This window comes from Arthrobacter sp. U41, assembly GCF_001750145.1.
In the GTDB taxonomy this organism is placed as follows: Bacteria; Actinomycetota; Actinomycetes; order Actinomycetales; family Micrococcaceae; genus Arthrobacter.
Genome location: NZ_CP015732.1, coordinates 432,497 through 456,057, shown reverse-complemented (window position 1 = coordinate 456,057; position 23,561 = coordinate 432,497). Strand labels below are relative to the sequence as shown.

The 23,561-nt window shown below is 62.6% G+C and carries 19 protein-coding genes; 16 read left to right on the top strand and 3 right to left on the bottom strand.

The features are described 5' to 3' along the window. Positions 1-11 precede the first annotated feature (11 nt). From ASPU41_RS02145 to ASPU41_RS23950, 7 genes are all read left to right on the top strand, one after another. Positions 12-1,118: an ABC transporter permease gene (locus tag ASPU41_RS02145; protein WP_069949517.1), complete on the top strand. Its 1,107-nt coding sequence runs from the start codon at positions 12-14 to the stop codon at positions 1,116-1,118. Then, entirely contained in the window at positions 1,115-1,843 is a 729-nt protein-coding gene (locus tag ASPU41_RS02140; protein ID WP_069949516.1) for an ABC transporter ATP-binding protein, read from the top strand. The genes ASPU41_RS02145 and ASPU41_RS02140 overlap by 4 nt, the downstream gene beginning before the upstream one ends. Beyond that, positions 1,840-2,517, top strand: coding sequence for a TIGR00730 family Rossman fold protein (locus tag ASPU41_RS02135; RefSeq protein ID WP_069949515.1), 678 nt, complete (start codon positions 1,840-1,842; stop codon positions 2,515-2,517). The genes ASPU41_RS02140 and ASPU41_RS02135 overlap by 4 nt, the downstream gene beginning before the upstream one ends. A 14-nt stretch (positions 2,518-2,531) precedes the next feature. Beyond that, positions 2,532-2,957, top strand: a complete 426-nt coding sequence (locus ASPU41_RS02130) for a DMT family transporter (RefSeq protein ID WP_083266311.1) — start codon at positions 2,532-2,534, stop codon at positions 2,955-2,957. 323 nt (positions 2,958-3,280) lie between these two features. Continuing rightward, positions 3,281-5,833 (top strand): heavy metal translocating P-type ATPase, encoded by a 2,553-nt coding sequence (locus tag ASPU41_RS02125; RefSeq protein WP_069949513.1) that lies wholly within the window; start codon positions 3,281-3,283, stop codon positions 5,831-5,833. Between the two features lie 12 nt (positions 5,834-5,845). After that, on the top strand, positions 5,846-7,207 hold the full coding sequence (locus tag ASPU41_RS02120) for a phenylacetate--CoA ligase family protein (RefSeq protein WP_069949512.1): 1,362 nt from the start codon (positions 5,846-5,848) through the stop codon (positions 7,205-7,207). 89 nt (positions 7,208-7,296) lie between these two features. Then, complete coding sequence (locus tag ASPU41_RS23950) at positions 7,297-7,575, top strand: recombinase family protein (protein ID WP_069949511.1); 279 nt, start codon at positions 7,297-7,299, stop codon at positions 7,573-7,575. 242 nt (positions 7,576-7,817) lie between these two features. Here ASPU41_RS23950 and ASPU41_RS02110 read toward each other — a convergent pair whose 3' ends face one another. Beyond that, positions 7,818-8,198, bottom strand: coding sequence for a MerR family transcriptional regulator (locus tag ASPU41_RS02110; RefSeq protein ID WP_069949510.1), 381 nt, complete (start codon positions 8,196-8,198; stop codon positions 7,818-7,820). 183 nt (positions 8,199-8,381) lie between these two features. Here ASPU41_RS02110 and ASPU41_RS02105 point away from each other — a divergent pair, with 183 nt between their 5' ends. From ASPU41_RS02105 to ASPU41_RS02075, 7 genes are all read left to right on the top strand, one after another. Beyond that, entirely contained in the window at positions 8,382-9,905 is a 1,524-nt protein-coding gene (locus ASPU41_RS02105) for a SulP family inorganic anion transporter (protein WP_069949509.1), read from the top strand. 1,161 nt (positions 9,906-11,066) lie between these two features. Further along, the gene (locus tag ASPU41_RS02100) at positions 11,067-12,275 is read left to right on the top strand and encodes a sugar ABC transporter substrate-binding protein (protein WP_231941140.1); all 1,209 of its coding nucleotides are present in this window, start codon (positions 11,067-11,069) and stop codon (positions 12,273-12,275) included. A 151-nt stretch (positions 12,276-12,426) separates the two neighbouring features. Then, a complete protein-coding gene (locus ASPU41_RS02095) occupies positions 12,427-13,293 on the top strand; it encodes a carbohydrate ABC transporter permease (protein ID WP_442856231.1) in 867 nt (288 codons plus the stop codon). 11 nt (positions 13,294-13,304) lie between these two features. After that, positions 13,305-14,174, top strand: coding sequence for a carbohydrate ABC transporter permease (locus ASPU41_RS02090; RefSeq protein WP_069949507.1), 870 nt, complete (start codon positions 13,305-13,307; stop codon positions 14,172-14,174). A 70-nt stretch (positions 14,175-14,244) separates the two neighbouring features. Continuing rightward, positions 14,245-15,033, top strand: a complete 789-nt coding sequence (locus tag ASPU41_RS02085) for a ThuA domain-containing protein (protein ID WP_069949506.1) — start codon at positions 14,245-14,247, stop codon at positions 15,031-15,033. Next, a complete protein-coding gene (locus ASPU41_RS02080; RefSeq protein WP_069949505.1) occupies positions 15,030-16,181 on the top strand; it encodes a Gfo/Idh/MocA family protein in 1,152 nt (383 codons plus the stop codon). Before ASPU41_RS02085 ends, ASPU41_RS02080 begins: the two co-directional genes overlap by 4 nt. Before the next feature lie 152 nt (positions 16,182-16,333). Then, positions 16,334-17,521: a Gfo/Idh/MocA family protein gene (locus tag ASPU41_RS02075; RefSeq protein ID WP_069949504.1), complete on the top strand. Its 1,188-nt coding sequence runs from the start codon at positions 16,334-16,336 to the stop codon at positions 17,519-17,521. Between the two features lie 335 nt (positions 17,522-17,856). Here the strand turns inward: ASPU41_RS02075 and ASPU41_RS02070 are convergent, their stop codons facing one another. Both ASPU41_RS02070 and xylA read right to left on the bottom strand, forming a co-directional pair. Further along, complete coding sequence (locus tag ASPU41_RS02070) at positions 17,857-19,380, bottom strand: xylulokinase (protein ID WP_069949503.1); 1,524 nt, start codon at positions 19,378-19,380, stop codon at positions 17,857-17,859. A gap of 5 nt (positions 19,381-19,385) precedes the next feature. Then, positions 19,386-20,576 carry a xylose isomerase gene (gene xylA / locus ASPU41_RS02065; RefSeq protein ID WP_069949502.1) on the bottom strand — a complete coding sequence of 397 codons (1,191 nt, stop codon included), beginning with the start codon at positions 20,574-20,576 and terminating at the stop codon, positions 19,386-19,388. Between the two features lie 198 nt (positions 20,577-20,774). Between xylA and ASPU41_RS02060 the strand changes: the two genes are divergently transcribed. Then, positions 20,775-22,088, top strand: coding sequence for an FAD-binding protein (locus tag ASPU41_RS02060; RefSeq protein WP_442856230.1), 1,314 nt, complete (start codon positions 20,775-20,777; stop codon positions 22,086-22,088). A 268-nt stretch (positions 22,089-22,356) separates the two neighbouring features. After that, a complete protein-coding gene (locus ASPU41_RS02055; RefSeq protein WP_231941139.1) occupies positions 22,357-23,352 on the top strand; it encodes an ROK family protein in 996 nt (331 codons plus the stop codon). Positions 23,353-23,561: the final 209 nt, after the last annotated feature.

Here is a 23,561-nt window from a genome sequence, read left to right as displayed (position 1 = left end):
GGGATGGGGCCATGCTGTTCCTGGCGGTAAAGAACCTGGTTCAGGAAAAGACCCGGCTACTGATCAGCGTCGGCGGGGTAGCGTTCAGCGTGCTGCTGATCATGAGCATCCAGGGCCTGTACCAGGGCTGGAGCAACAAGATCGGCGAATACATCCGCACCGTGCCGGCCGACTACTGGATTACCCAGACCGGCGCGACCGACATGTTCCACACTCCGTCCGTGCTGCCCCTGACCGTCCGGGATTTCCTCACCGGTGTCGAGGGGGTTGCCAGCGCCAAACCGTTCTGCGGCCGCCGCGTCGCGTTCGCGCACAACGGCAAGGACATCAACCTTTACGTCATCGCCGACGACACGGAGAACAACGTCGGCGCCCCCGCACGGGTGGTCGAGGGCAAAGCCGTTCCCGACAAGGGCGAGATCATCATCGACCGGGTGGTCGGGCGCAGCGAAAACATCCGGATCGGGGACACTATCCCTGTCGCCGGCAGGACGCTGAAAGTCTCCGGCTATTCCGAGGGCGGATACATCCTCAGCTTTTCCTTCGCATTCGCCACCAAGGAAGACGCCGAAAGCATCCTCCAGCTTCCCGGTGCCACCAACTTCTTCCTCGTCACTGTCAAAGACGGCACCAACGCCAACGACGTTGCGTCCCGGATCGAAGCCGACCCGGCGGTGGATGCCATCACCAAGGACAGGTTCGTGGAAAACAACACGAACATCGTCCGGGACACCTTCCTGCCCATCATCCTGGTGCTGCTGCTGATCGGAATCGCCGTGGGCATGACCGTCATCGGCCTGACCATCTTCACCTCAACCATCGAGAAAGCCCGCGAATACGGGGTCCTGAAGGCCATCGGGGTGAGCAACCGCCAGCTCTACACCGTCGTGGTCGAGCAGGCGATCACCGCAGCCGTGCTCGGGTACCTCCTCGGCGCGGGTCTCGCCCTGGCCGTCAGCGCCGCCGCGGGAACCTATGTCCCGGAGTTCATCACGGAGATCCGCTGGCTCGATGCGGCCTGGATATTCGGCGTCACCCTGGCCATGGCCGTGGTGTCTTCGCTGCTGCCGGCCCGCCGGCTGGCCCGCATCGACCCGGCGGAAGTGTTCCGCGCATGAGCATCGTCTCGGTCCAAGACGTGTCCAAGACCTTCGGGACCGGACACACCGCGGTGACCGCCGTGGACCACGTATCCCTCAGCGTTGACGCCGGGGACATCGTGCTCGTGATGGGACCCTCCGGGTCAGGAAAAACAACCCTGCTGTCCATGATCGGCACCCTCATGTCCCCCACGACGGGCAGGATCCTCATCTCCGGGCAGGACACGTCCACCCTCAAAGCCGCACAGCTCTCCCGGCTGCGGCTGCGGGAGTTCGGCTTTGTTTTCCAGACCTTCAACCTGCTTTCGGCACTGACCGCGGAGGAAAACGTCATGATGCCCCTGATCACGGCAGGAGTACCCCGGAAACATGCCCGGGCCAAAGCCCGGGTGGCGCTGGAGCAACTCCAACTCGGACACCGGCTGAGGAACCTCCCCCGGGACCTCTCCGGCGGGGAGAAACAACGCGTGGCCATCGCCCGGTCCCTTGCCAACGACCCCCGGCTGATCCTCGCCGACGAGCCCACCGCCAACCTGGACGCCAAGACCGGTCAGGACGTGACCCTGCTCCTGTGTGAAACGGCCTGCCGGGAAAACAGGGCCGTCATCATCGTCAGCCATGACCAGCGGCTCCGGACCGCCGCCAAAAGGGTCATCACCATCGAGGACGGACGCCTCACAGCGGAAGAACGCGGGGAGCACGACCGGCACTGCCGCATGCACCCCGGAGCGGGACCGTCATGAAAATGACGGACGAAGAGCTGCTCGCCTCGCTGGCCGACCCGGCCGAAGACTCTGCCCGGATGGAACGGATCAGAACGGAAATCGACGGCGGATTCCACCTGCTCTCGGGCCGGCTCGGGAAGGCAGTGGCCGTCTTCGGATCAGCGCGCCCCGGACCGGAGGATCCCCGCTACGCGGCGGCCCGGACGATGGGTTCACGGTTTGCAGAGGCCGGGTTCGCAGTGATCACCGGGGGAGGCCCGGGCCTGATGGAAGCCGCCAACCGCGGAGCCGCGGAAGCAGGCGGCACCTCCGTCGGTCTCGGCATCGAACTCCGGCGCCAACAGGCGCTGAACCCCTACGTGGATGTGTCCATGACCTTCCGGTACTTCTTCGCCCGGAAACTCATGTTCGTCCGGTACGCCTCGGCATTCGTTGTCCTTCCCGGCGGATTCGGCACCCTGGACGAGCTCTTTGAAGCCCTGACACTCGTCCAGACCGGAAAAATCCACGAATTCCCCGTCGTCCTGATCGGCACCGGGCACTGGGCCGGGCTCATGGCCTGGATCCGGGAGCAGCTCCAGGACCAGGGATTCATCGCCCCCGATGACATCCGTCTGCTGCGATGCACCGATGACATCGATGAAGCCGTCGGGCTGATCCAGCAGTGCCACCTGCGCCGGCTGGCCCTCTGAGGCCGGGGCTGACGATGGGCGGCCCGGGCGCGGGACAGAGCAATGGAGCACCCCGCCCCGGAACGATGCTCTGGATCACCGCGGCGTGGGGCCTGTGTTTTCTGGCCATCAGGCTTGGCCTGCAGGATGCGCCGGTCCTGTGGTTCGCGGCACTGAGGGCCCTGATCGCGGCAGCGGCACTGCTGCTGGTCTGCCTGGTCCAGGGCAAGAAGCTGCCCCGCGGGCGGCGGACCTGGGCGTTGATCACGCTGATGGGGGTCACGAATGTCACGGTAGCCTTCGCCGCCATGTTTGCCGGGACCGCCGGGATGGCCATCGGAGCCGCGGCGGTCCTGGCCAACGCCCAGCCCCTGCTGATCATCCTGCCCGCCTGGTGGCTCTACGGCGAGTCCCTGTCGGCCCGCACCATACTCGGGATCAGCCTCGGATTCGCCGGTTAGCCGGTGGTAGGGCCGACCAGCGGCGGGGGCTCCGGTGCCTGGCTGCCCCTGTTCATCCCCGGGGAACGGCGGCCACCGTGGGCAGCGGCCGGCACGGGTCTGGGCCTGGCCTCGCTCTGGCTTGTGTTGCGCCGGCCCAGCCGCCGGACAGGCCAAGGCGCGGGGACCAAAGACTCTGACGCCAGAGGCCAAACGGGGTGATAGTGAACCGCAGGAACTGTTGCGTTCGCGTGCCGGGAGGAGACAGCGATGATGTATTGGGACGGGAACATGGGCGTCCGGGGGTACATCCTGATTGCAGCACCGGAGTAGAAGGAGGAGCAGTGACCACGCTTCTGAAACGCACCATCGTGGAAGTCCGCGGCCTGAACTGGGCCACCTCCAAAACGGTCGTCGAACGCGTCCTGCTTCAGCGGCCCGGAGTCGCCGCCGTCGATGCGAACCCGGTCGCCCAGACCGCGACCGTGAGCTATGACCCGTCCGTGACCTCCGTGGAGCAGATCTCCGGATGGATCCGGGACTGCGGATACCACTGCCGGGGAGAATCGGTCCCCGACCACGTTTGCTACCCGATGGACGAAGCCGTGAGCACCGCTGGCAAGTCCGGAACCGGCCATCCGTCCGGGCACGTCCACCCCGGTGCAGCACACCCGACGGAACATGTGCACCCGACGGAGCCGGATCACCAGGGAATGCACCCCGGTCGTGCGCCGAAAACGGCGGAAACCCGCCCCGGCCATGTCCGTACTCCGGCGGACAGCCATGCCGGCCACGGCCCGGGCCCGCACGGTGCGATGCCCCGGACCCCGCAGGACATGATGGGCCACGGCGGACACCACGGCGGAATGTCGATGGATGACATGGTCAAGGACATGCGCAACCGGTTCCTGGTCGCAGCGATCCTGTCAGTAGGTGTGACGCTCTGGTCTCCGATGGGCCGGGACATGTTCGGCTTCACAGCGCCGACCCCTTTCGGGCTTCGTGATGACGTTATGGCCCTGATCCTGTCCCTTCCGGTCATTTTCTACTCGGCCTGGATTTTCTTCGATGGCGCCTACCGGGCGCTGAAAGCCCGCACCCTGGACATGATGGTCCTGGTCGCGATCGCCGTGGGCACCGGATGGCTTTACAGCGTCTGGGTCACCTTCACTGGCGGCGGTGAAGTGTTCTACGAAGCCGCCACTGTCCTGACCTCCTTCGTGCTGCTGGGCCACTGGTTCGAGATGCGCGCACGCGGCGGGGCGAACGAGGCCATCCGCACCCTGCTCGAGCTGGCCCCGCCGGTCGCGGTCCTCATCCGCGACGGCGAGACGGTCGAGATCCCCACCTCCGAGGTCCAGACCGGGGACCTGCTGCTGATCCGGCCGGGATCGAAAATCCCCGTGGACGGGCAAGTGGAGGATGGCCAGTCGGAGGTCGATGAGTCCATGGTCACGGGCGAGAGCCTTCCGGTGACCAAGACCATCGGCTCGGAAGTCATCGGCGCCTCCATCAACACCACCGGCACCATGCGGGTCCGGGCCACCAAGGTCGGAGCCGACACCGCCCTGGCGCAGATCGTGGCGCTCGTCCAGGAAGCCCAGAACTCCAAGGCACCCGGCCAGCGGCTAGCCGACAGGGCCGCGTTCTGGCTCGTGCTGGTCGCCCTGATCGGCGGAACCCTGACGTTCGCCGCCTGGATCGCCCTCGGCGCCGGAGTCCAGACGGCCCTGCTGTTCGCGATCACCGTTGTCGTGATCACCTGCCCCGACGCTCTCGGACTTGCCACGCCGACGGCAATCATGGTCGGCACCGGCCTCGGCGCCAAACGCGGCGTCCTGTTCAAGAACGCCACCGCCCTGGAAGTCTCGGCCCGGATCGACACCGTGGTGATGGACAAAACCGGCACCCTGACCAAGGGCGAACCGGAAGTCACCGACGTCGTCGTTGAGGGAATCGGTGAAAACGAACTCCTGGCCCTGGTCGCCGCGGTGGAGCAGGAATCCGAACACCCGCTCGCGGCGGCCGTGGTCCGGCACGCCCGCGAACACGGCGCACCCGTCCTGGCTGCCTCGGATTTCCTCAACGTTCCCGGGCACGGGGCCGGCGCTACCGTGGACGGGCGCCGGGTGCTGGTCGGCAACCGCAAACTGATGGCCAACGAAGGCATCGACCTGGGCCCGCTGGCCGCCGTGCGCGATGACCTGGCCGACACCGGACGGACCGCCGTCCTCGTCGCCGTCGACGGCAAGGCCGCCGCGGTGATCGCCTTGGCCGACGCCGCGAGGGAAACCGCGGCCGCCGCCGTCGCGGCCCTGCACGAGGCCGGGATCGAGGTCGTCATGCTCACCGGAGACAACGAAGCGACCGCCCGGAGAATCGCCGGCCAACTCGGCATTGACACCGTCATCGCCGAAGTACTTCCCGGAGACAAATCAGCGAAGATCGCCGAACTTCAACAGGCGGGGAAAAAAGTCGCCATGGTCGGCGACGGCGTCAACGACGCCCCGGCCCTGGCCCAGGCCGACCTCGGCATCGCAATCGGCGCCGGCACCGATGTGGCCATCGAAACGGCCGACCTCGTCCTGATGCGCTCGGACCCGCTGGATGTCCCGATCGCTCTGCGGATCGGCAAAGGCACCCTGCGCAAGATGCGCCAGAACCTGGGCTGGGCCGTGGGCTACAACGCGATAGCCCTGCCCATCGCAGCAGGGGTCTTCGCCTTCGCCGGCGTTGTCCTCAGCCCGGAGATCGCGGCCCTGTCGATGTCCGGGTCCAGCTTCCTGGTCGCCGTCAACGCCCTGTTGCTCAAGAGGCTCCGGCTGCCCCGGCCGGAAACACCCGAGGCCACCACCGCGCGTGCTGACCGGCCGCTGGCCCCTGCCGGGACCCGCTAAGCGACCACCGCCATGGACCTCCGCCTCATCTCCCGGGTGCTTTTCCTGCGGGCTGCCTGGCGGAGACGGGACCACTGGGACGCCGCCCAAATCACAGCCCACCAGGACCACGCCCTCGGGGGGCTGCGCCGCGCAACTTACGCCGGCTCGGAGTTCTACCGGCGCCATCACGCCGGCCTGCACGATGCCCCTCTGGACCAGCTGCCGTCCGTGACGAAAGCGGACCTGATGGAGCACTTCGACGAGGCCGTCACGACACCGGACCTGAGTCTGGCGGAGCTGGAGAACCACCTTCTGTCCCTGACGCAGGGCGGGGGAGACCCGGGGCGGCCGTGGAAGCGCCGGTGGTGGGCTGCGGCAACGGCCGGGACCACCGGCCGGCGGGGAACCTTCGTCTGGAACCGTTCCGAATGGGCGACCGTCCTGGCCTCCTACGCCCGAGCAAATGACTGGGCCGGGATCTCCGCAGGGCTGACCCGGCCACTGAAAATGGCGTTGGTGAGCTCCCGCGTCCCCACACACCAGTCCGCCGTCGTCGGAGCGTCCCTGCGCTCCGGACTCGTCCCCACCCTCCGCCTGGACGTCACCGCACCCATGGATGAGACGGTCGCCGCACTGAACCGGTTCCAGCCCAGGATCCTCGTCGGCTACGCCTCAGCACTGAAACCCCTCGCGGCGGAGCAACGCGCCGGACGGCTGCACATCTCACCGCAAGGCGTGATGTCCGCCTCCGAAGTGCTCACCCGACACACCGCCTCGGAACTGGAGGCCGCCTGGGGGAGTGCGCCCTTCGATGTCTACGCCGCCACCGAAACGGCTGGAATCGCGTCGCCCTGCGCCTACCGGAACCGCCACGTCTACGAGGACCTGCTCATCATTGAACCCGTCGACCAGGCCGGTAACCCCGTGCCCCCGGGGACGACCGGGGCAAAGCTCCTCGTCACTGTCCTGTTCTCCCGCACGCTTCCACTGATCCGTTACGAAATGTCCGACACCGTGAGTCTGGGAGGACGGGACTGCCCCTGCGGACGCGCCTTCAGGATTCTGGAGGGCATCGAAGGGCGCATCGAAGACGTCCTGCAGCTACCAGGGACGGCAGGCAAGGTAAATGTCCACCCGATCGTGTTCCACCACATTCTCGACCAAGCCGCCGCTGCGGGGTGGCAGGTCATCCAGGAGACCTACGGGCTGCGGGTCCTCATGGCGGGCCTCGCTCCCGAAGCCTCTACCGAAGGGATTCGGACTGCCGTAGCCGGCGCGCTCAAGGAAGCCGGAGTAGTGGACACCCAGGTGACCGTGCACGTTGTTGAACGCCTTGAACGGACCGCTTTGGGGAAAGCACCCTTCGTGCAAGGGCTGACGGGCCCGCGATGACCAAGCCTTCCTCCTGAAGGCAACTCGTGCCGGCTTGTGGGGATTTGGGGATTCGGCGAAGAGTCAAAACGGCCATTGAGCGGACCGGAATGAAAAGGCTCCTCGAGTACGCCGAGGAGGGCGACACCGTCGTTGTGCGGCGGGTCCACCGGTTGAGCCGGTCGCTGATCGACGTGCTCAGCACCGGTCCCTGCTGTTCGACCGCGGCGTCCATGTCCGGTCCATCGCCGACGGCATCGACCCGGCGTGGCTGCCTGGTGTGCGAGGCCCTCACCGTTGAAGCCAACGGGCTGGCGCACACCACAGCCTGGTGCCGGGAGACACTCCCGCTGTGGCCTCGCATTTACGGGAAACCAGGGGACGGATGAGAAAACTGACTGAATCCATGACGGACTACGGCGCACCGGTGGGGAGCGGGGAGAACGCGTCCTGGATCGAGGCCATCGGCTTTTTCGCCGGCTGGGGTCTGCCCCTTTACCTGGCCCGCAGCCCGCGGGAGGCGCCGGCATGGAACTGGCCGCCTATAACGAAGGCGACAGCGGCACCTGTGAGTAGTAATCCAACCAGCGTTGCCAGCAGATGCAACGTACGACAGGTGGGTGTTTCAAAGTCAGGCCCGGCCGCTCAGCTTTTGGATGAACTCGTCGGCTTGGGCTAGGTTCCGGGCCATCTTGGCCCGCTGATGCACGGCCCTCTCCAGGAAGGCCGCCAGTGGCCTGGGTCCCTCGGGGGCCGAGCCGTCCGGAGCCGCAAGCAAACCCAGGATTTCAGCCATTTCCTCCAGTGAGAAACCCAGGGGCTTCATCTGCTTGATGACCATAAGGCGTTCGTAATCATCCTCCGAGAACACCCTGAAGCCACCGTCCGTCCGCGCTGTTGCAGGGAGTAGGCCCACATCGTCGTAGTGGCGGATGGTCCGCAGGGACAGGCCCGTCCGCTCCGCCAGTTCACCGATGTGCATGGTGTTGGTGCTGCTGGTCTTAGCCGTCATCAGCGCCTCCGTCCTGTTCTGATTCAAACCCTACCATCACGTTAGGGTAGGGTAGGGTTTAGGTGGTGGGGTGAGATCTTCAAGACTAATTCTCCCTCGTCCCGGCGCGGCGCTGCGCCCCCTCATTCATTAGCAAAACGAAGCCGCAGCCGCGCGTCTTCTTGACCATGAACGGAGCCAGAAATGGCCGTCACCCAAGCCGAACACCCCCCGGCGTTCACACCTGAACAGCTCCAATCGGTCCGGGGAACTCTCATGTCTCCGCGCCGGCTCAAGACCGAAGTCCTCGCTGGACTCGTCGTCGCGCTGGCCCTGATCCCGGAAGCGATCGCCTTCTCGATCATCGCCGGCGTCGACCCGCGGATCGGACTCTTCGCGTCCTTCACCATGGCCGTCACCATCGCCTTCGCCGGCGGCCGCCCGGCCATGATCTCCGCGGCCACCGGCGCCATCGCCCTGGTCATCGCCCCGCTGGTGAAATCCCACGGCGTGGACTACTTCATCGCCGCCGTCATCCTCGCCGGCATCTTCCAGATCGTCCTGGGACTCTCCGGGGTCGCGAAACTCATGCGGTTCATCCCGCGCTCGGTCATGGTGGGATTCGTCAACGCCCTGGCCATCCTGATCTTCATGTCCCAGGTTCCGGAGCTGCTCGGCGTTCCGTGGCTGGTCTACCCCCTCGTCATCCTTGGCCTGGTGATTGTGTTCGGCCTGCCCAAGCTCACCAAGGCCGTCCCCGCCCCACTGGTCGCCATCGTGGTCCTGACACTGATCACCGTCTTCGCCGCCGTCGCGGTCCCGACCGTGGGCGACAAAGGCGACCTGCCCGACTCCCTGCCGACACTGTTCATCCCCAACGTGCCGTTCAGCCTCGAGACCCTGCAGATCATCTTCCCCTTCGCCCTCGCCATGGCGTTCGTTGGACTCCTCGAATCGCTCATGACCGCCAAACTGGTCGACGACGTCACGGACACCCGCTCCCACAAGACCCGGGAGGCCTGGGGCCAGGGCGTGGCGAACATCGTCACCGGCTTCTTCGGCGGCATGGGCGGCTGCGCAATGATCGGCCAGACCATGATCAACGTCAAAGCCTCCGGCGCCCGCACCCGGATCTCAACCTTCCTCGCCGGCGTTTTCCTGCTGATCCTGGTGGTGGTCCTGGGCGACATCGTCTCGCTGATCCCGATGGCCGCGCTGGTGGCCGTCATGGTCTTCGTCTCCGTGGCGACCTTCGACTGGCACAGCATCCGGATCAGCACGCTGAAGCGCATGCCCAAGAACGAAACCATGGTCATGGTCGCCACCGTCATCGTCACCGTGTCGACCCACAACCTTGCGATCGGCGTTGGCGTCGGCGTGCTCGTAGCCATGGTGATGTTCGCCCGGCGGGTCGCCCACTTCGTCACCGTCGAACGATCCGTTAAGACCATCGGCGGCCACGAAACAGCCAGCTACGTTGTCGACGGAGAACTGTTCTTCGCCTCCTCCAACGACCTCTACACCCAGTTCGAATACGCCCTGGACCCCGAACACGTCGTCATCGACATGCACGCCTCCCACCTCTGGGACGCCTCCACGATCGCAGCCCTGGACGCCATCACCGAGAAGTACCACCACCACGGCAAAGACGTGAAGATCATCGGCCTCAACGACGCCAGTACCCTCATGCGCGAACGCCTCGGCGGCAGACTCGGCGCCGGCCACTGATCCCATTCATGCCAGACTGAGGCCTCTTGCACCCAATGGTGAAGAGGGACCCCCAGGGAAGTGGATTGCTCTTGAGAGCAACACAACCCTGGGGTCCCTCTGCGTCGAGGTTCGGGTCGAAGAGGGTGACGTTCGCTCCCTCTTCTGCTAGCGAGAGGGCGATTACCCGGCCCATACCGCTGCCGGCACTGTGACAAGGATGCAACGGGAGCTGGCGGCCGGGGTGCGGAGGCTGGTTCGCCCGCACAGCGTTTCCGCCCGGCTTCGCGTCTCTGCGTTCGTCCGTGATGACCCATAAGCTCGTCAATGAGCCCCTGGGATCCCGCATTTGCGGCACTTCCTCATCCTGCACGAGGCAACTGGCTGGCGATGGAAGTGTCCAGATCTTGCACAGGGCTATTCGGTGCGTGCGGGAACAGCGGCGCAGCCAGGTCCGGGGCGCCCGCGAATTTTGTCGTCCGGCGGAGGCCCCGGCCCCAATGATTCGACGAAGATGACGCTAGAAACCGCGCATCAAGGGCTTCGCTAATCGGTGCAGGCCGAGTACCACCTGGACGGCTGGACTGCCCCGGACCTCATGAGCAACGGCGACGTCAGCTGTTCCTGAACCGGAGCCAAACCGACGCACCGGCTCCGGCGCGAAGAGCTCCCGCCCACTTACTCCCGCCCACCCCACCCCGCACCCGGGGAACGACGCGGTATCCGGGGGTGGAAGCGGGCGCGGCACCAAGTAACTGGACCGGAGCTTCGCCGCCACTCCGCCTTGACCAGCACAGGAACCCCGCCGCTGGGCATGTTCCGTGGCGGGGTTCCTTGGTTCGCGCGGGGCTGGGTTTAGCCACCTTGCGCGGGAGGCGAGCTGGGATAGCGACGGCGACGAGTATGTCTTCCTGTCCGCCGACGTGTGTCGCAGACCCAATTTCCCCCTGCGACTACAGCCGAATGCGCCGCGAATTGTGGACTATATGTTGTGATGCACGACATATCGTGTCAATATGTTGTGGTGCACGACATATAGCATCAGTATCTGGCACATGTAGTCATCCGTAGTCATCCGCATCGGCGCAGATTGGGGCTGGGTGAAACCGACAGTGAAGGTCGGGATCCTCTAGTCACGTCACAAAGCAAGGGAGCTTTTTGATAATGAACAATAAAAGAAGAATGACGGTCATTCTGGCGATGGCCGCCATTGCACCGCTTACGTTCACTGCGTGCGCCGGCGGTGGAGCGGCCCCAGCCTCAAATGGGGACGTGAAGACTCTTACTATCTTGGACAGCTACAACAACGATCCGGACAAGGGAATCCTCCAAGCCTCGATCGACGAGTGCGCGGCCAAAGTTGGTGTCACCGTTGAACGGACGACAGTACCGGGCAAGGACCGGATGCAGACCGTTCTTCAGCGTTCATCCTCTAAGACGCTTCCCGACGTTCTAATGCTCGACAACCCCGAGGTGAAAGACGTTGCTGCGACTGGGGCGCTCTCCCCGCTGGGTGACTACAAGGTTGACATGACAGCTTTCGCAGGGAACAGCCTAGACGCCGTCACACAGGATGGTCAGGTCTACGGTCTTCCACTCCCTGCGGATACCCTGGGCCTCTTCTACAACGCTGACGTTCTCTCTGCCGCTGGTGTTGCACCGCCCAAAACGTGGGACGAGCTTAAAGCGGCGGCCGCCAAGCTCACCAAGGGAGATCAGTACGGCCTTGCTTTCTCGGCCGCGGCCACCTACGAGGGCGCATGGCAGTTCCTGCCCTTCATGTGGACGAACGGCGGTGACGAGACCAAACTGGACAGCCCTGAAGTCAAAGGCGCGCTGCAGCTCTACGTTGATCTAGTCCAGAGCGGCTCCGTTTCGAAGAGCGTTATCAACTGGACCCAAGCGGATGTTAAGGACCAGTTCCTGGCAGGCAAGGCAGCCATGATGGTCAATGGCCCGTGGCAGATTCCGGCGTTGGCCAAAGTCCCGGGCGTCAAATGGGATACGGTTCAGATCCCCGTGAACAAGCCCGGCCAGACACCTACCGCACCGCTTGGCGGCATGGTTTGGACAATTCCCAGAACCGGTGACAAGGCAAAGCAGGCGAAGGCAGCCGAGTTCGTAGCGTGTACCGGAACCGAAGACAGCCAGATGGCCCTTGGGAAGGCCCGCAACACCGTGCCGACACAGAACGATCTGCACGAGAAGTACGTCTCGGAAGTCCCGACCATGGCAGCGTTCACCAAGCAGGTGGAAGACGCCAGGTCCCGGACGGGCAAGCTCGGTAAGGATTGGCCGGAGGCAGCGACCACCATCTACACGGCCGTCCAACTCGCTCTCACCGGTGGTGCTTCCGTAGAGGATGCCTTCTCCAAGGCCGCAGCGCGCTGATTCGTCCTCTGCCAGCAGACAGGGTGGGTCAACAATGGAGCCGGAAGGGCCAGTAAAAATGTCAACAATTCAACGTTCCTCTCGGCAACCTCCACGGTTGCAGCCCAAGCGGCCCACCCTGTCTGCCAGAAGACGATTCTCTGAAGAGAACGTGGCCAAGGTTCTCTTCGTTGTCCCAGCGGCCGTCTTTCTCGGATTGTTCTTCGGCTATCCCGTGGTGAAGAACATCAGCATGAGCATGCAGCAATACACCACACGAACCTTCTTCACGGGGGAAGCCCCGTGGGTCGGCTTTGATAATTACGTCGCAGTATTTGGAAGCAATCTGTTTTCTCCCGCGCTAGCCAATACGGCACTGTTTACAATTGGTTCGATTGCTGGACAGTTTGTCATCGGGCTGGCGTTGGCATCGTTCTTTAGACGACGATTTCCGCTGAGCAATTTCCTCCGCTCAATGCTGCTCCTGCCTTGGCTCCTTCCGCTCATAGTAGGAAGTGCAACGTGGCGGTCCATCTTGGATCAGGACAGCGGCATTCTCAACAGATTTCTGGAAACCTTGGGCCTGATACAGGAGCCAATCCCGTGGCTCACGAGTCCAGCCGTTGCCCTCACAGCAGTCATCATTGTCAACATTTGGGTCGGCATTCCGTTCAACGTCACGATTCTGTACGGAGGCCTGCAGGACATCCCCGAAGAACTGTACGAAGCGGCGGCTCTCGACGGTGCAACTGGGTGGAAAGCGTTTCGGCACATCACGTGGCCGAGCCTTCGACCGGTCGTCAGCGTGGTTCTCGTGTTGGGGGTCGTTTACACCATCAAGGTCCTGGATATCATCCTGGGCTTGACGAACGGCGGCCCGGCCAACGCGACCCAGACTCTAGCGGTCCGTTCCTATCAAGAGTCCTTCATCGACTTCGACTTCGGGGTGGGTGCTGCGTACAGCAACATTCTTATTGTCATTTCGCTCCTTTTTGCCGTTATCTATCTCCGCGCCAACCGGCGTGCCGTCGACGAATAGGGGATGCATCCATGACTATTACGGCACCAATAAAGGTTCGTACCAATTCCTTGAGGAGCGCGCCAACGAGACGGCGAACAGTCCCACCCTGGATCTTCACCATCACTGGAATACTTTTCCTCAGCATCATGCTCTTCCCGATTTACTGGATGATCAACGCTTCTCTCCAGCCCTCAGGGAATACCTTGACGGCTGGGCTATTCCCGACGAATCCTAGCTTCGCCGGTTATGAGGCCGCTATTTCCCAACAGGGCAAGAACCTCATCACGAGCCTTGTTGTTTCCGCTGGAACGGTGGTCTTCAGCCTCGTGATTGCGGCACCTGCCGCATATGCCCTTGCGCAGTTCAGGTTTCGTTGGATCAATTTTGCCCTCCTTGCCATTTTGATTTCACAAATGATCCCGGGAATAGTGATCGCAAACGCGCTTTATGCTGCCTATAACGACTTGGGACTCCTCAATTCGATTCCTGGTCTCATACTCGCAGATGCCACGCATGCGATCCCGTTCGCGATCCTCATTCTGCGAGCGTTCATGATCGGCATCCCGCCCTCGCTGGTTGAAGCGGCCAGGGTTGATGGTGCGGGCTTAGTGCGGGCGTTCTTCTCGATCGTGCTGCCAATCAGTCGCAACTCAGTCATCACTGCAGGGCTTTTCTCCTTCCTATTTTCCTGGAGCGACTTTCTGTTCGCTCTAACACTCACGACCACCCAGGACGTAAGGCCGGTGACCTTGGGCATTTACCAGTACCTAGGATCGGAAGTCTCGAACTGGAGCGCTGTGATGGCCACCGCGGTCCTCTCGTCTCTTCCCGCGATCGTGCTCCTCTTGATTGCCCAGAAGTACATTGCTGCCGGGGCAACAGGTGGCGCAGTCAAATAGCTATGTAGAAAGCCTGCTGTAATCGTCCGCCCAACGTTTGGAACTCACGCTCTAGCCAGATAGGAAATACATGTCTGATCCCACCACCCAAGCCGAACCACTCAGGGTCGTCGTTTGGGGAGAAAACCGCCATGAGCAGCTTGAGCCTAAAGTTGCTGCGATATACCCCGAGGGTATGCACACCACCATCCGCCAGGGCATCGAGGAGAACCTCGGTACTAGTGCGGAGGTAACGACTGTCACCCTCGACGACCCGGATCACGGTCTCACCGAAGAACTTCTGACGAAAACCGACGTTCTGGTCTGGTGGGGTCATGCTGCACACGCCGAGGTTTCTGATGAAGTCGTGGATCGGGTTCACTCACACGTCCTTGCCGGGATGGGTCTCGTCGTGCTGCATTCTGCCCACTGGTCAAAAATCTTTGGAAAACTCATGGGCACTAGCTGCACCCTTCGCTGGCGTTCCGAACGCGACCGTGAGATCGTCTGGACGGTGGAGCCCACTCACCCCATCGCGAAGGGAATTCCCCACCCGTTCATCATTCCTGAACAGGAAATGTATGGAGAGTTCTTTGATATTCCTGCCCCCGACGAGCTTATTTTCCTAAGTACCTTCTCCGGAGGGGAAGTATTCCGCAGCGGCTGCACGTTCCGGCGAGGGTATGGGAAGATCTTCTTCTTCAGCCCCGGGGACCAGGACTACCCCGTCTACTTCCATAAGGACGTCCGACGAGTAATTGCCAACGGAGTCGAATGGGCCAAATCGGAGCGTCCGGAGCGCACAAGTCCGGAACTCCTTCGCTACGAAACCGAAGACTTCTACAACGGCCACGGATACCGGGGAGCGATGCAAAATTGAGCACCTTTGCCACACTTAGCGACCAGAGTTCCCCTATCCGTGTCATCCTCATCGGCGCTGGGCTTATGGGGAAGAAATGGATATCTGTACTCACGGCATCCCCGGATGTCGAGCTGGTCGGTCTTGTTGACCTCAACCTTTCAGCAGCCGAGGCCGCTCTCCGTGAGGCGGGGCTGGGCCACATTTCCACTGGAACGAACCTGACTGAACTGGCAACGGTCACAGGTGCCCAGGCCGTGGTCAACGTAACTGTCCCCGCAGCCCACCATCCAACCAACATGGAGGCTCTCTTCGGCGGTCTGCCCGTGCTGTGTGAGAAGCCTGTCGCGCCGACCGTCAGTCAGGGCTTGTCGCTGGCCGCCGCCTCGGAAGTGACCGGACAGCTGCTGATGATCAGCCAAAATCGCCGCTACTATCGCACCCTGGCGGCTCTGAAGAACAACCTTCACTCGCTTGGCGAGGTCGGCATAGTGACGACTGAATTCTTCAAGGCTCCGCACTTCGGTGGTTTCCGCGAAGAAATGGAACATGTTCTCTTGATCGACATGGCCATTCATGCCTTTGACGTAGCACGCTATCTACTTGCACAGGAACCTGTTTCAGTCTACTGCGAGGAGTACAACCCGTCGTGGAGCTGGTATGCCGGGGACGCTGCCACAACGGCAGTTTTCGAGTTCAGCGGTGGGGCCCGCTTCGTCTTCACGGGTAGCTGGTGTAGTGCAGGGCTTGAAACTTCATGGAACGGGAACTGGCGTATGAGTGGAGCACACGGCACTGCGAAGTGGGATGGCGAGAACGACGCCACCTTCGAGCTGGTAGATCAGGGCGAAAGAGATTGTCCTTTGCCGCCGGACGGGGGCACAGCGTCGCCTGAGGAAATCGCGGGTTCGCTAGCCGAGTTCGTTAACTCACTCCGGTCCGGAATAGTACCTTCGGGGGAGGTTCACGGGAACATTCTCAGCCTGGCGATGGTAGAGGCAGCGGTGCAATCGTCCGAGCGGGGGGAGCGTGTCAGCATCGATCGGGTACTTAGTGCAGCCCGGGCAACCGCCCTCCGCGAGGAGTCCAACCCGACGGTGAAGGCGGCGCTCAGCGCTTGGTCATCGGATCGGGCAACCCTCGCTAGCTTGTCCGAATTCGCGGCCTGAGCGCCAACGCACTCGGCTCAAAATTGAGTCTGCCGCCCTACTTGAATAGCCGATAAATTGGCGGCGGAGAGTCCGGTCGCTTACGGCTCAGAGTCGGCTCCGCGGTCAACTGCACGGCCATGTCGCTGCATAAGCAAGAAAGTGAACCCAGAATGACGATTGAAACGAAGCCGACTTTGCGTGTCGGAATGGTTGGGTACTCCTTCATGGGGGCGGCGCATTCGCACGCATGGCGCACGGCTCCGAGATTCTTCGATCTTCCGATCCGTCCGGAACTGGCCGTACTTGCCGGGCGCAATGGGCCGGCGGTCAAAATGGCTGCAGATCGGATGGGATGGGCCGACACAGAGACGGACTGGCGCCGTTTGATAGAACGTGACGATATTGACCTCATCGACATCTGCACGCCAGGGAATATGCATGCAGAGATCGCAATCGCGGCGCTGGAAGCGGGTAAGCATGTGTTGTGCGAAAAACCGCTCGCAAATTCAGTTGAGGAGGCCAGACGAATGGTGTCCGCTGCAGATCAGGCCGCGCTGGGTGGAGCCTACGCAATGTGTGGTTTCACTTACCGGAGGGTTCCAGCCTTGGCCCTCGCGCGTACGCTGGTCGAGCAGGGACGGTTGGGACAGATCCGTCACGTACGGGCACAGTACCTTCAAGACTGGCTGTCAGACGAGAACGCGCCCCTGACCTGGCGTCTGGACAAGGCAGCTTCCGGATCCGGATCACTGGGAGACCTGGGCGCGCACATCATAGACGCGGCCCAGTTTGTCACAGGCCAACGAATCAAGGGTGTCTCCGCTCTACTTGAGACGTTCGTCGACGACCGGCCAATTGGTGGAAACTTCGTCGGTCTGGGTGGCCAAGGCGACGTCGGCCAGGACGCAAAGCGCGGTCGGGTAACCGTCGATGATGCCGCCATCTTCACCGCTAGATTCGAGGGTGGTTCCATTGGAGTCTTCGAAGCGACGCGGTTCGCATTGGGGCGCAAGAACGCAATGCGGCTGGAGATCAATGGCTCTGAGGGCGCACTTGCCTTTGACTTTGAGGACATGAATGTCCTGCACTATTTCGACGGTTCCGAAAACCCACAAACGGCAGGGTTCCGTCGCATTCTTGTCACGGAGCCTGTGCACCCATACGTAGGAAATTGGTGGCCGGCAGGCCACGGCCTGGGTTACGACCACAGCTTCATTCATCAGACGGCGGACCTGGTCGCAGCCATCGCCGCCGGAGAGCAGCCTTCACCGTCATTCTCCGATGCCCTGCAAATTCAGCTCGTCCTCGACGCAGTGGAAGTGAGTGGTGGCGCAAACTCTTGCTGGCGAAGTGTCTAGGCTCTGCTTGAGATGCAACTGTCGGAAGGCACGCGGAGCCTGATCGCTGCGCGGAAAGAGCGCTTTTTGATTCGACGTTTCCGATGCTGACGTTTAGTATCTCCGGAGCATGAGGATGCCCCTTCGAGCCGTCGACTCTGGCAGCGCATTATTTTGATGTCTAGTGCCGACCCGCCGATTGCGTTGAAGTTAACTTCAAACGGGCGCTTCGCTTCATACGAACCGCGGGCCCAACGGCTCTTCTTCTATCCGCCTTGACCCGCGCTGAGTCCTTGCCCGACGATCCCGGTCCTTTCGGGCGCAGCTCCCAGGTGCCGGGCGGGAAGCTGTCGTCATCAACTGCCGGTGTCATTTTGGGCACTGGCCCGTTTGTAGTTCCGGCTAATGATTCCGCGATAATCCGGCTCTGGTGCAGCATCCACAGGCACAGGCCAATCTGGCCGACTTCCCGCTAGCACCCAAGCCGCCTGCACCGCGGCGCCCCGCGCCACGTATTCGCCTTGGCTTGGGACCACAACTGGGAGGTCAAAGACTTGCGCTGCGATGTGCTGTACGGCTGGATTTTGCACGGCCCCGCCAATCATCAGCAGCCGCCTCGCCGGACCGCCCAGGGCGCGCAGAGCATCGAGCCCCCCGGCGAGTCCGCACAACATGCCTTCGATCGATGCCCGGGCCATGTTGCTTCTGGTCATGGAGGAGATGCTCAGGCCGTGGAAGCTGGCTTTGGCGTGGGGCAGGTTTGGCGTACGTTCGCCTTCAAGATATGGCACTAGCACTACGCCCCCCGACCCGGGTTCGGCCTTCAGGGCAAGCTCGGAGAGGCCGTCGAAGTCCACGTCAAGGACTGCGGCGATAGAGCTTAAGACCCGCGCAGCGTTCAGTGTCACGGCGATGGGCAGGTAACCTCCGCTGGCGTCCGCAAAGCACGAAACCGTTCCGCTCGCATCCTGCCCAGGTGTGGCGTCGACGGCGAACACCGTGCCGCTGGTGCCCACCGACAGCACGACATCTCCGGGTTGGACACCCAGACCAAGCGCAGCGGCCGCATTATCACCTGCACCCGCGCCGAGTATGATTTCATTGCCAAGATCAACGTGGGGGCTTCTGTCGGAATTGAAAGTTGAGGCACTGAAGCAGTCGGGATGAATGTGCCCGGCGGAGTCTGAAGGCCCCAGAACTCGCGGCAATATCACAGTATCGGGTGTCGCTTCCGCCGATTGGCCGGGCATGGCTTGCCGTGCTTTCCGGCCGAACGCCAGCCGGAAGAGATCGAAATCGTACGTGCCAAGGGCTGGACTCCAATAGCCGGTGCCGCTTGCGTCCGAGCGGTCCGTGGTGAGCTCCTCTAGGTTTGGCCCTAAGGCGCTAGATCCGGCGGGGCCGTAACCCCGGAGTCGCCAGGTAAGCCAGTCGTGTGGCAACACCACGGCCGCCACGCGGGACCCGGACTCTGGTTCGTGGTCCCGCACCCAGCGAATCTTGGTGACTGTAAATGACGCCACCGGGACTAGACCTGTCCTGCGGGCATATTCCCCTGCGCCCACCTCAGCGGCGAGGTCAGCAGCGGCTCCTGCCGAGCGGGTGTCGTTCCAGAGCAGGGCCGGACGCACCACGTTGCCTTCGACGTCAAGCAGGACCATGCCGTGCTGTTGTCCCCCGACCGAGAGGGCTTTGACGTCGGCCAGCCCCCCGGCGTCGTCTATTGCCGCGGCGAGGGCGTGCCACCAGAGGTCGGGGTGGATCTCTGTGCCTTCCGGGTGGCCGGCGCGGCCCTCGCGGACCAGGGCTCCACTCCCTGAATCGAGTATGACCAACTTGCAGCTTTGCGTGGAGGAATCCACGCCGGCAACCAGTGACATGGGGATCAGCGCGCGCCGAGCAGATGCTCGATGAAGAGCTGCTGCAGCTTTACGAATCCGAAGCCCTTGCCGCCGAAGTACGCGTCGGCGTCGAAGTCCTCGTAGGAGGCGCGGTCGGCACGGAGCTGTTCGTGCCCTTCTCCCGGGTTGAGGGTGGGTTCGTTGATTTCTGCCACGCGCGAGGCCTGCAGTGCTGCCTGGACCTCGGGATCGGCGCGGAAGGCTTTGGCTCGTTCCTTGAGCAGGAGGTAGGTCTGCATGTTTGCGGCCGCGGAGTCCCACACGCCGTCGATGTCCTCGGTGCGGCTAGGCTTGTAGTCGAAGTGGCGCGGGCCATGGTAGGCCGGCCCGCCGTCGGGCCCGCCGTTTTCAAGCAGGTCCACCAGGGAGAAGGCGTTCTGCAGGTCACCGTGGCCGAACACCAGGTCTTGGTCGAACTTGATGCTGCGCTGGCCGTTGAGATCGATGTGGAAGAGCTTGCCCTGGTAAAGGGCCTGAGCTATGCCGTGGGTGAAGTTCAGCCCGGCCATCTGCTCGTGCCCGGTTTCCGGGTTGATGCCCACCAATTCCGGCCGCTCGAGGGTTTCGATGAATGCCAGTGCGTGGCCAAGCGTCGGAAGCAGGATGTCTCCGCGGGGTTCGTTGGGCTTCGGTTCGATGGCGAACCGGATTTTGTATCCCTTGTCCGTGACATAATCCCCCAGCAGGTTCACGGCTTCGCGGTAGCGCTCCAGGGCACCACGTATGTCCTTGGCGGCGTCATACTCGCTGCCTTCGCGCCCGCCCCACATGACGAAAGTTTCCGCGCCAAGCTCTGCGGCGAGGTCGATGTTCTCCAAAACCTTGCGGAGGGCGAAGCGGCGCACACCGCGGTCATTGCTCGTGAACCCCCCGTCCTTGAAGACTGGGTGGCTGAAAAGATTGGTGGTCACCATGGGCACCACCATGCCGGTGGATTTCAGCGCTCCGGTCAGACGGTCGATTTCCCGCTGCCGGTCAGCTATGGAGCATCCGAAGGGGAAGAGATCGTTGTCATGGAATGTGATGCCGTAGGCACCAAGGTCACTGAGGCGGTTGACGGCCTCAACGGTGTCCAGTGGTGGGCGGGTGGCGGAACCGAACTGATCCTGCGCCTCCCAGCCCACGGTCCAGAGACCGAACGAGAACTTGTCTTCACGGGTGGGCTGAATCGTCATTGAATGCTCCGGGAGATATAGGGGCTGGATGTGCTGCGGTCACCTTCCAACGGCGATCACAGTAAATTGTTCCGAAGACAAACATATTGCTATTCCCCTTGATGTCAAGAGGCTGGCCAAGGGCAAAGTCCTGACCCGACCGTTTTTGGGGGCGATAAAAGATGTCGTTTTGCGTCGCGGGGACTATTATGTTGTTTCATGCATCAAACATTGCTGCGATATCCGGACCGGGATGAAACTACGATGGATCAGCTTGTGACCGAACGAAATTGGGCTGGCAACTACGGCTACCAAGCTCCGGAGATCGCCCACCCGGGCAGCCTGGAAGAACTGCAGGAGAGGGTGGCTAGGGCCTCTAAGATACGGCCCTTGGGGTCCAGGCATTCCTTCAACGACATCGCGGACAGTTCGGGGCCACTGGTCGTTCTTGACCGGCTTGGCCCTGAAATTAGTGTCGACGTACGCAAAATGACGGTGACCGTCAGCGGGGGAACGCACTACGGGAAGCTCGCGAGCGAGCTCGAACGCCTCGGCTTCGCCCTGCATAACTTGGCCTCGTTGCCACACATCACAGTGGCCGGAGCAGTTGCCACGGCTACACACGGCTCTGGAGATACGAACGGCAACCTGGCCACCGCAGTCTCAGGACTGGAAATGATCACTGCGGACGGCAACATCCTCACGGTCCGACGCGGCGACGTCGACTTCGACGGCATGGTGGTCGGATTGGGTGCCCTAGGCATAGTCACGCGCGTGACCCTAGACATCGAGCCCAGCTTCCGAATCGGCCAACAGGTAATTGAAAGCCTGGACTGGGAGCAGGTGCTGGAGGACTTTGATCAGGTGACGTCCGCTGCCTACAGCGTGAGCCTGTTCACCGACTGGAGCGGAGGAACCGTGGGGCAGGCCTGGCTCAAGAGTCGCGTCGGCGACCCCGTGGCTACCGACGTGCCGTCAGCTTTTTTCGGCGGTACTCCGGCGGTTGCGGCCATGCATCCGCTTCCAGGGGTCTCCGGCAGGAACTGCACGCAGCAACTCGGCATTCCGGGTCCTTGGTCCGACAGGCTGGCCCACTTCCGGCTGGAATTCACCCCGAGCAAGGGCGATGAACTGCAAAGCGAATACCTGATCCCGCGCGAGCACGCAGTGGGCGCCCTGCGCACCATGCGCAAGCTCGCGGACGTGGTGACCCCGCTGCTGCTGGTCAGCGAAATCCGCACCATTGCGGCGGACAAGCTGTGGCTGAGCCCTAACTACGGCCGTGACGGCATCGGCCTTCACTTCACCTGGCGCCAGGACCTGCCGGCCGTTCAACTAATACTGCCCCTGCTCGAAGCGGAGCTGGCCCCATTCGCAGCCCGGCCGCATTGGGGCAAGCTATTCGACGGCGGTCGGGCCTCGCTCGCGCCCCTGTACCCGCGTTTTGACGACTTCACTGCGCTGGCGGACCGCTTAGACCCCACCGGGAAGTTCCGCAACAGCTTCCTCAGCCGCGCCGTGTTCGGTAACTGATATCGTCCCGTTGATGCCCTCCCAAACCCAACGGCCCGCCACACCGCCGCCGTCACTCACAGAGCCACTACTGCCGTCCAGCGAGCCAGATCCTTCTAGACGGAACAACCTGTCCCTCATCACATCCTTGGTCCATCACCACGGCGTCCTCAGTCGGGCACAGCTGACCAAGCGGACCGGGCTGAACCGGTCCACGGTAGGGACCCTGATCGGACAACTCGTTGCATTGGGCTTAGTCTACGAATCGGCCCCTTCTGGCGAAGCCCACGTGGGCAGGCCCAGCCCCGAGGTGCGCCCCAGCCAGGCGACGGCGGCACTTGCTGTCAATCCGGAGATCGATGCAGTGACAATCGGGCTGGTGAGCCTCGGCGGGACAGTCCGAAAGAAGATCCGGTTTGACACAGAACGGATTCCCACGGCGAGGGAAGCCGTCAATATTGCTGCGGCAGTTATCGAAGGTATGCGTTCAGAACTCGATACGTCCTACCGCATTACGGGGATCGGAGTGGCTGTGCCGGGCTTGGTACACCGGGCTGAGGGCGTGGTTCGACACGCCCCGCACTTGGGCTGGCGAAATGAACCCGTAGCGACGATGCTGAGTGAGGCCACGGGCTACCCCTGCGAGGCCGCTAACGACGCTTCCCTGGCTGCAGAAGCCGAACTCATCTTCGGCGCGGGCGCCGGACGGCAAAACTTGGTCTACCTCAATGGCGGTGCCAGTGGCATCGGCGGAGGTGTGATCTCCGACGGCGCACTGCTGCGCGGTGCCTCGGGATATGCGGGGGAACTGGGGCATACCTTTGTCCGCACATCAGGGAGCACCTGTCACTGCGGCGCTACGGGTTGCCTGGAGACCGAGGTCTCGCAGTCACGGCTCTTCAAACTTGCCGGGCTGACCGGCGGCGATGTATCCCAGCTCGAACAAGCTCTCCAAAATAGCGGAAGCCCGGAAGTGGCAGTGGAAGTGACACGGCAGCTGGGATATCTGGCAATAGCCCTGCGGAACGCGGTTAACACGTTCAACCCGGAAGCGATAATTCTCGACGGATTTCTGGGTGTTCTGTACGCACTTTCCCCCGGAACACTGGACAATCTACTCCTCTCCCAGGCTCTGGAGGGCCCGGTCAGCCAGGCAAAGATCCACCGGGCGGCCTTGGGTTCGGACCTGATGATGATCGGAGCCGCAGAGCTGGCGTTTACACGGGTATTGGCCGATCCCGCAAGCCTCGGCACCCTCTCCTTTCGCGGTGCGCATAAAAGGTGAAATGCCCGACGGAGACAGATATCTAATGGGCGAAGTCGTTGAACTCAGGGCCACCAAAGGCGGCTGCAGTGGGCGAGCAAATCTTGCACAGGGCTAGTCGATGCTTCGGGGAAGTGCCGGGCAAGGATCTCCGGGAGGCCCGTAAATTGTTATCGTCGGAACGGAAGCCCTTGCCCCAACGATTCGACGAAGATGGCCGCTATGAAAGC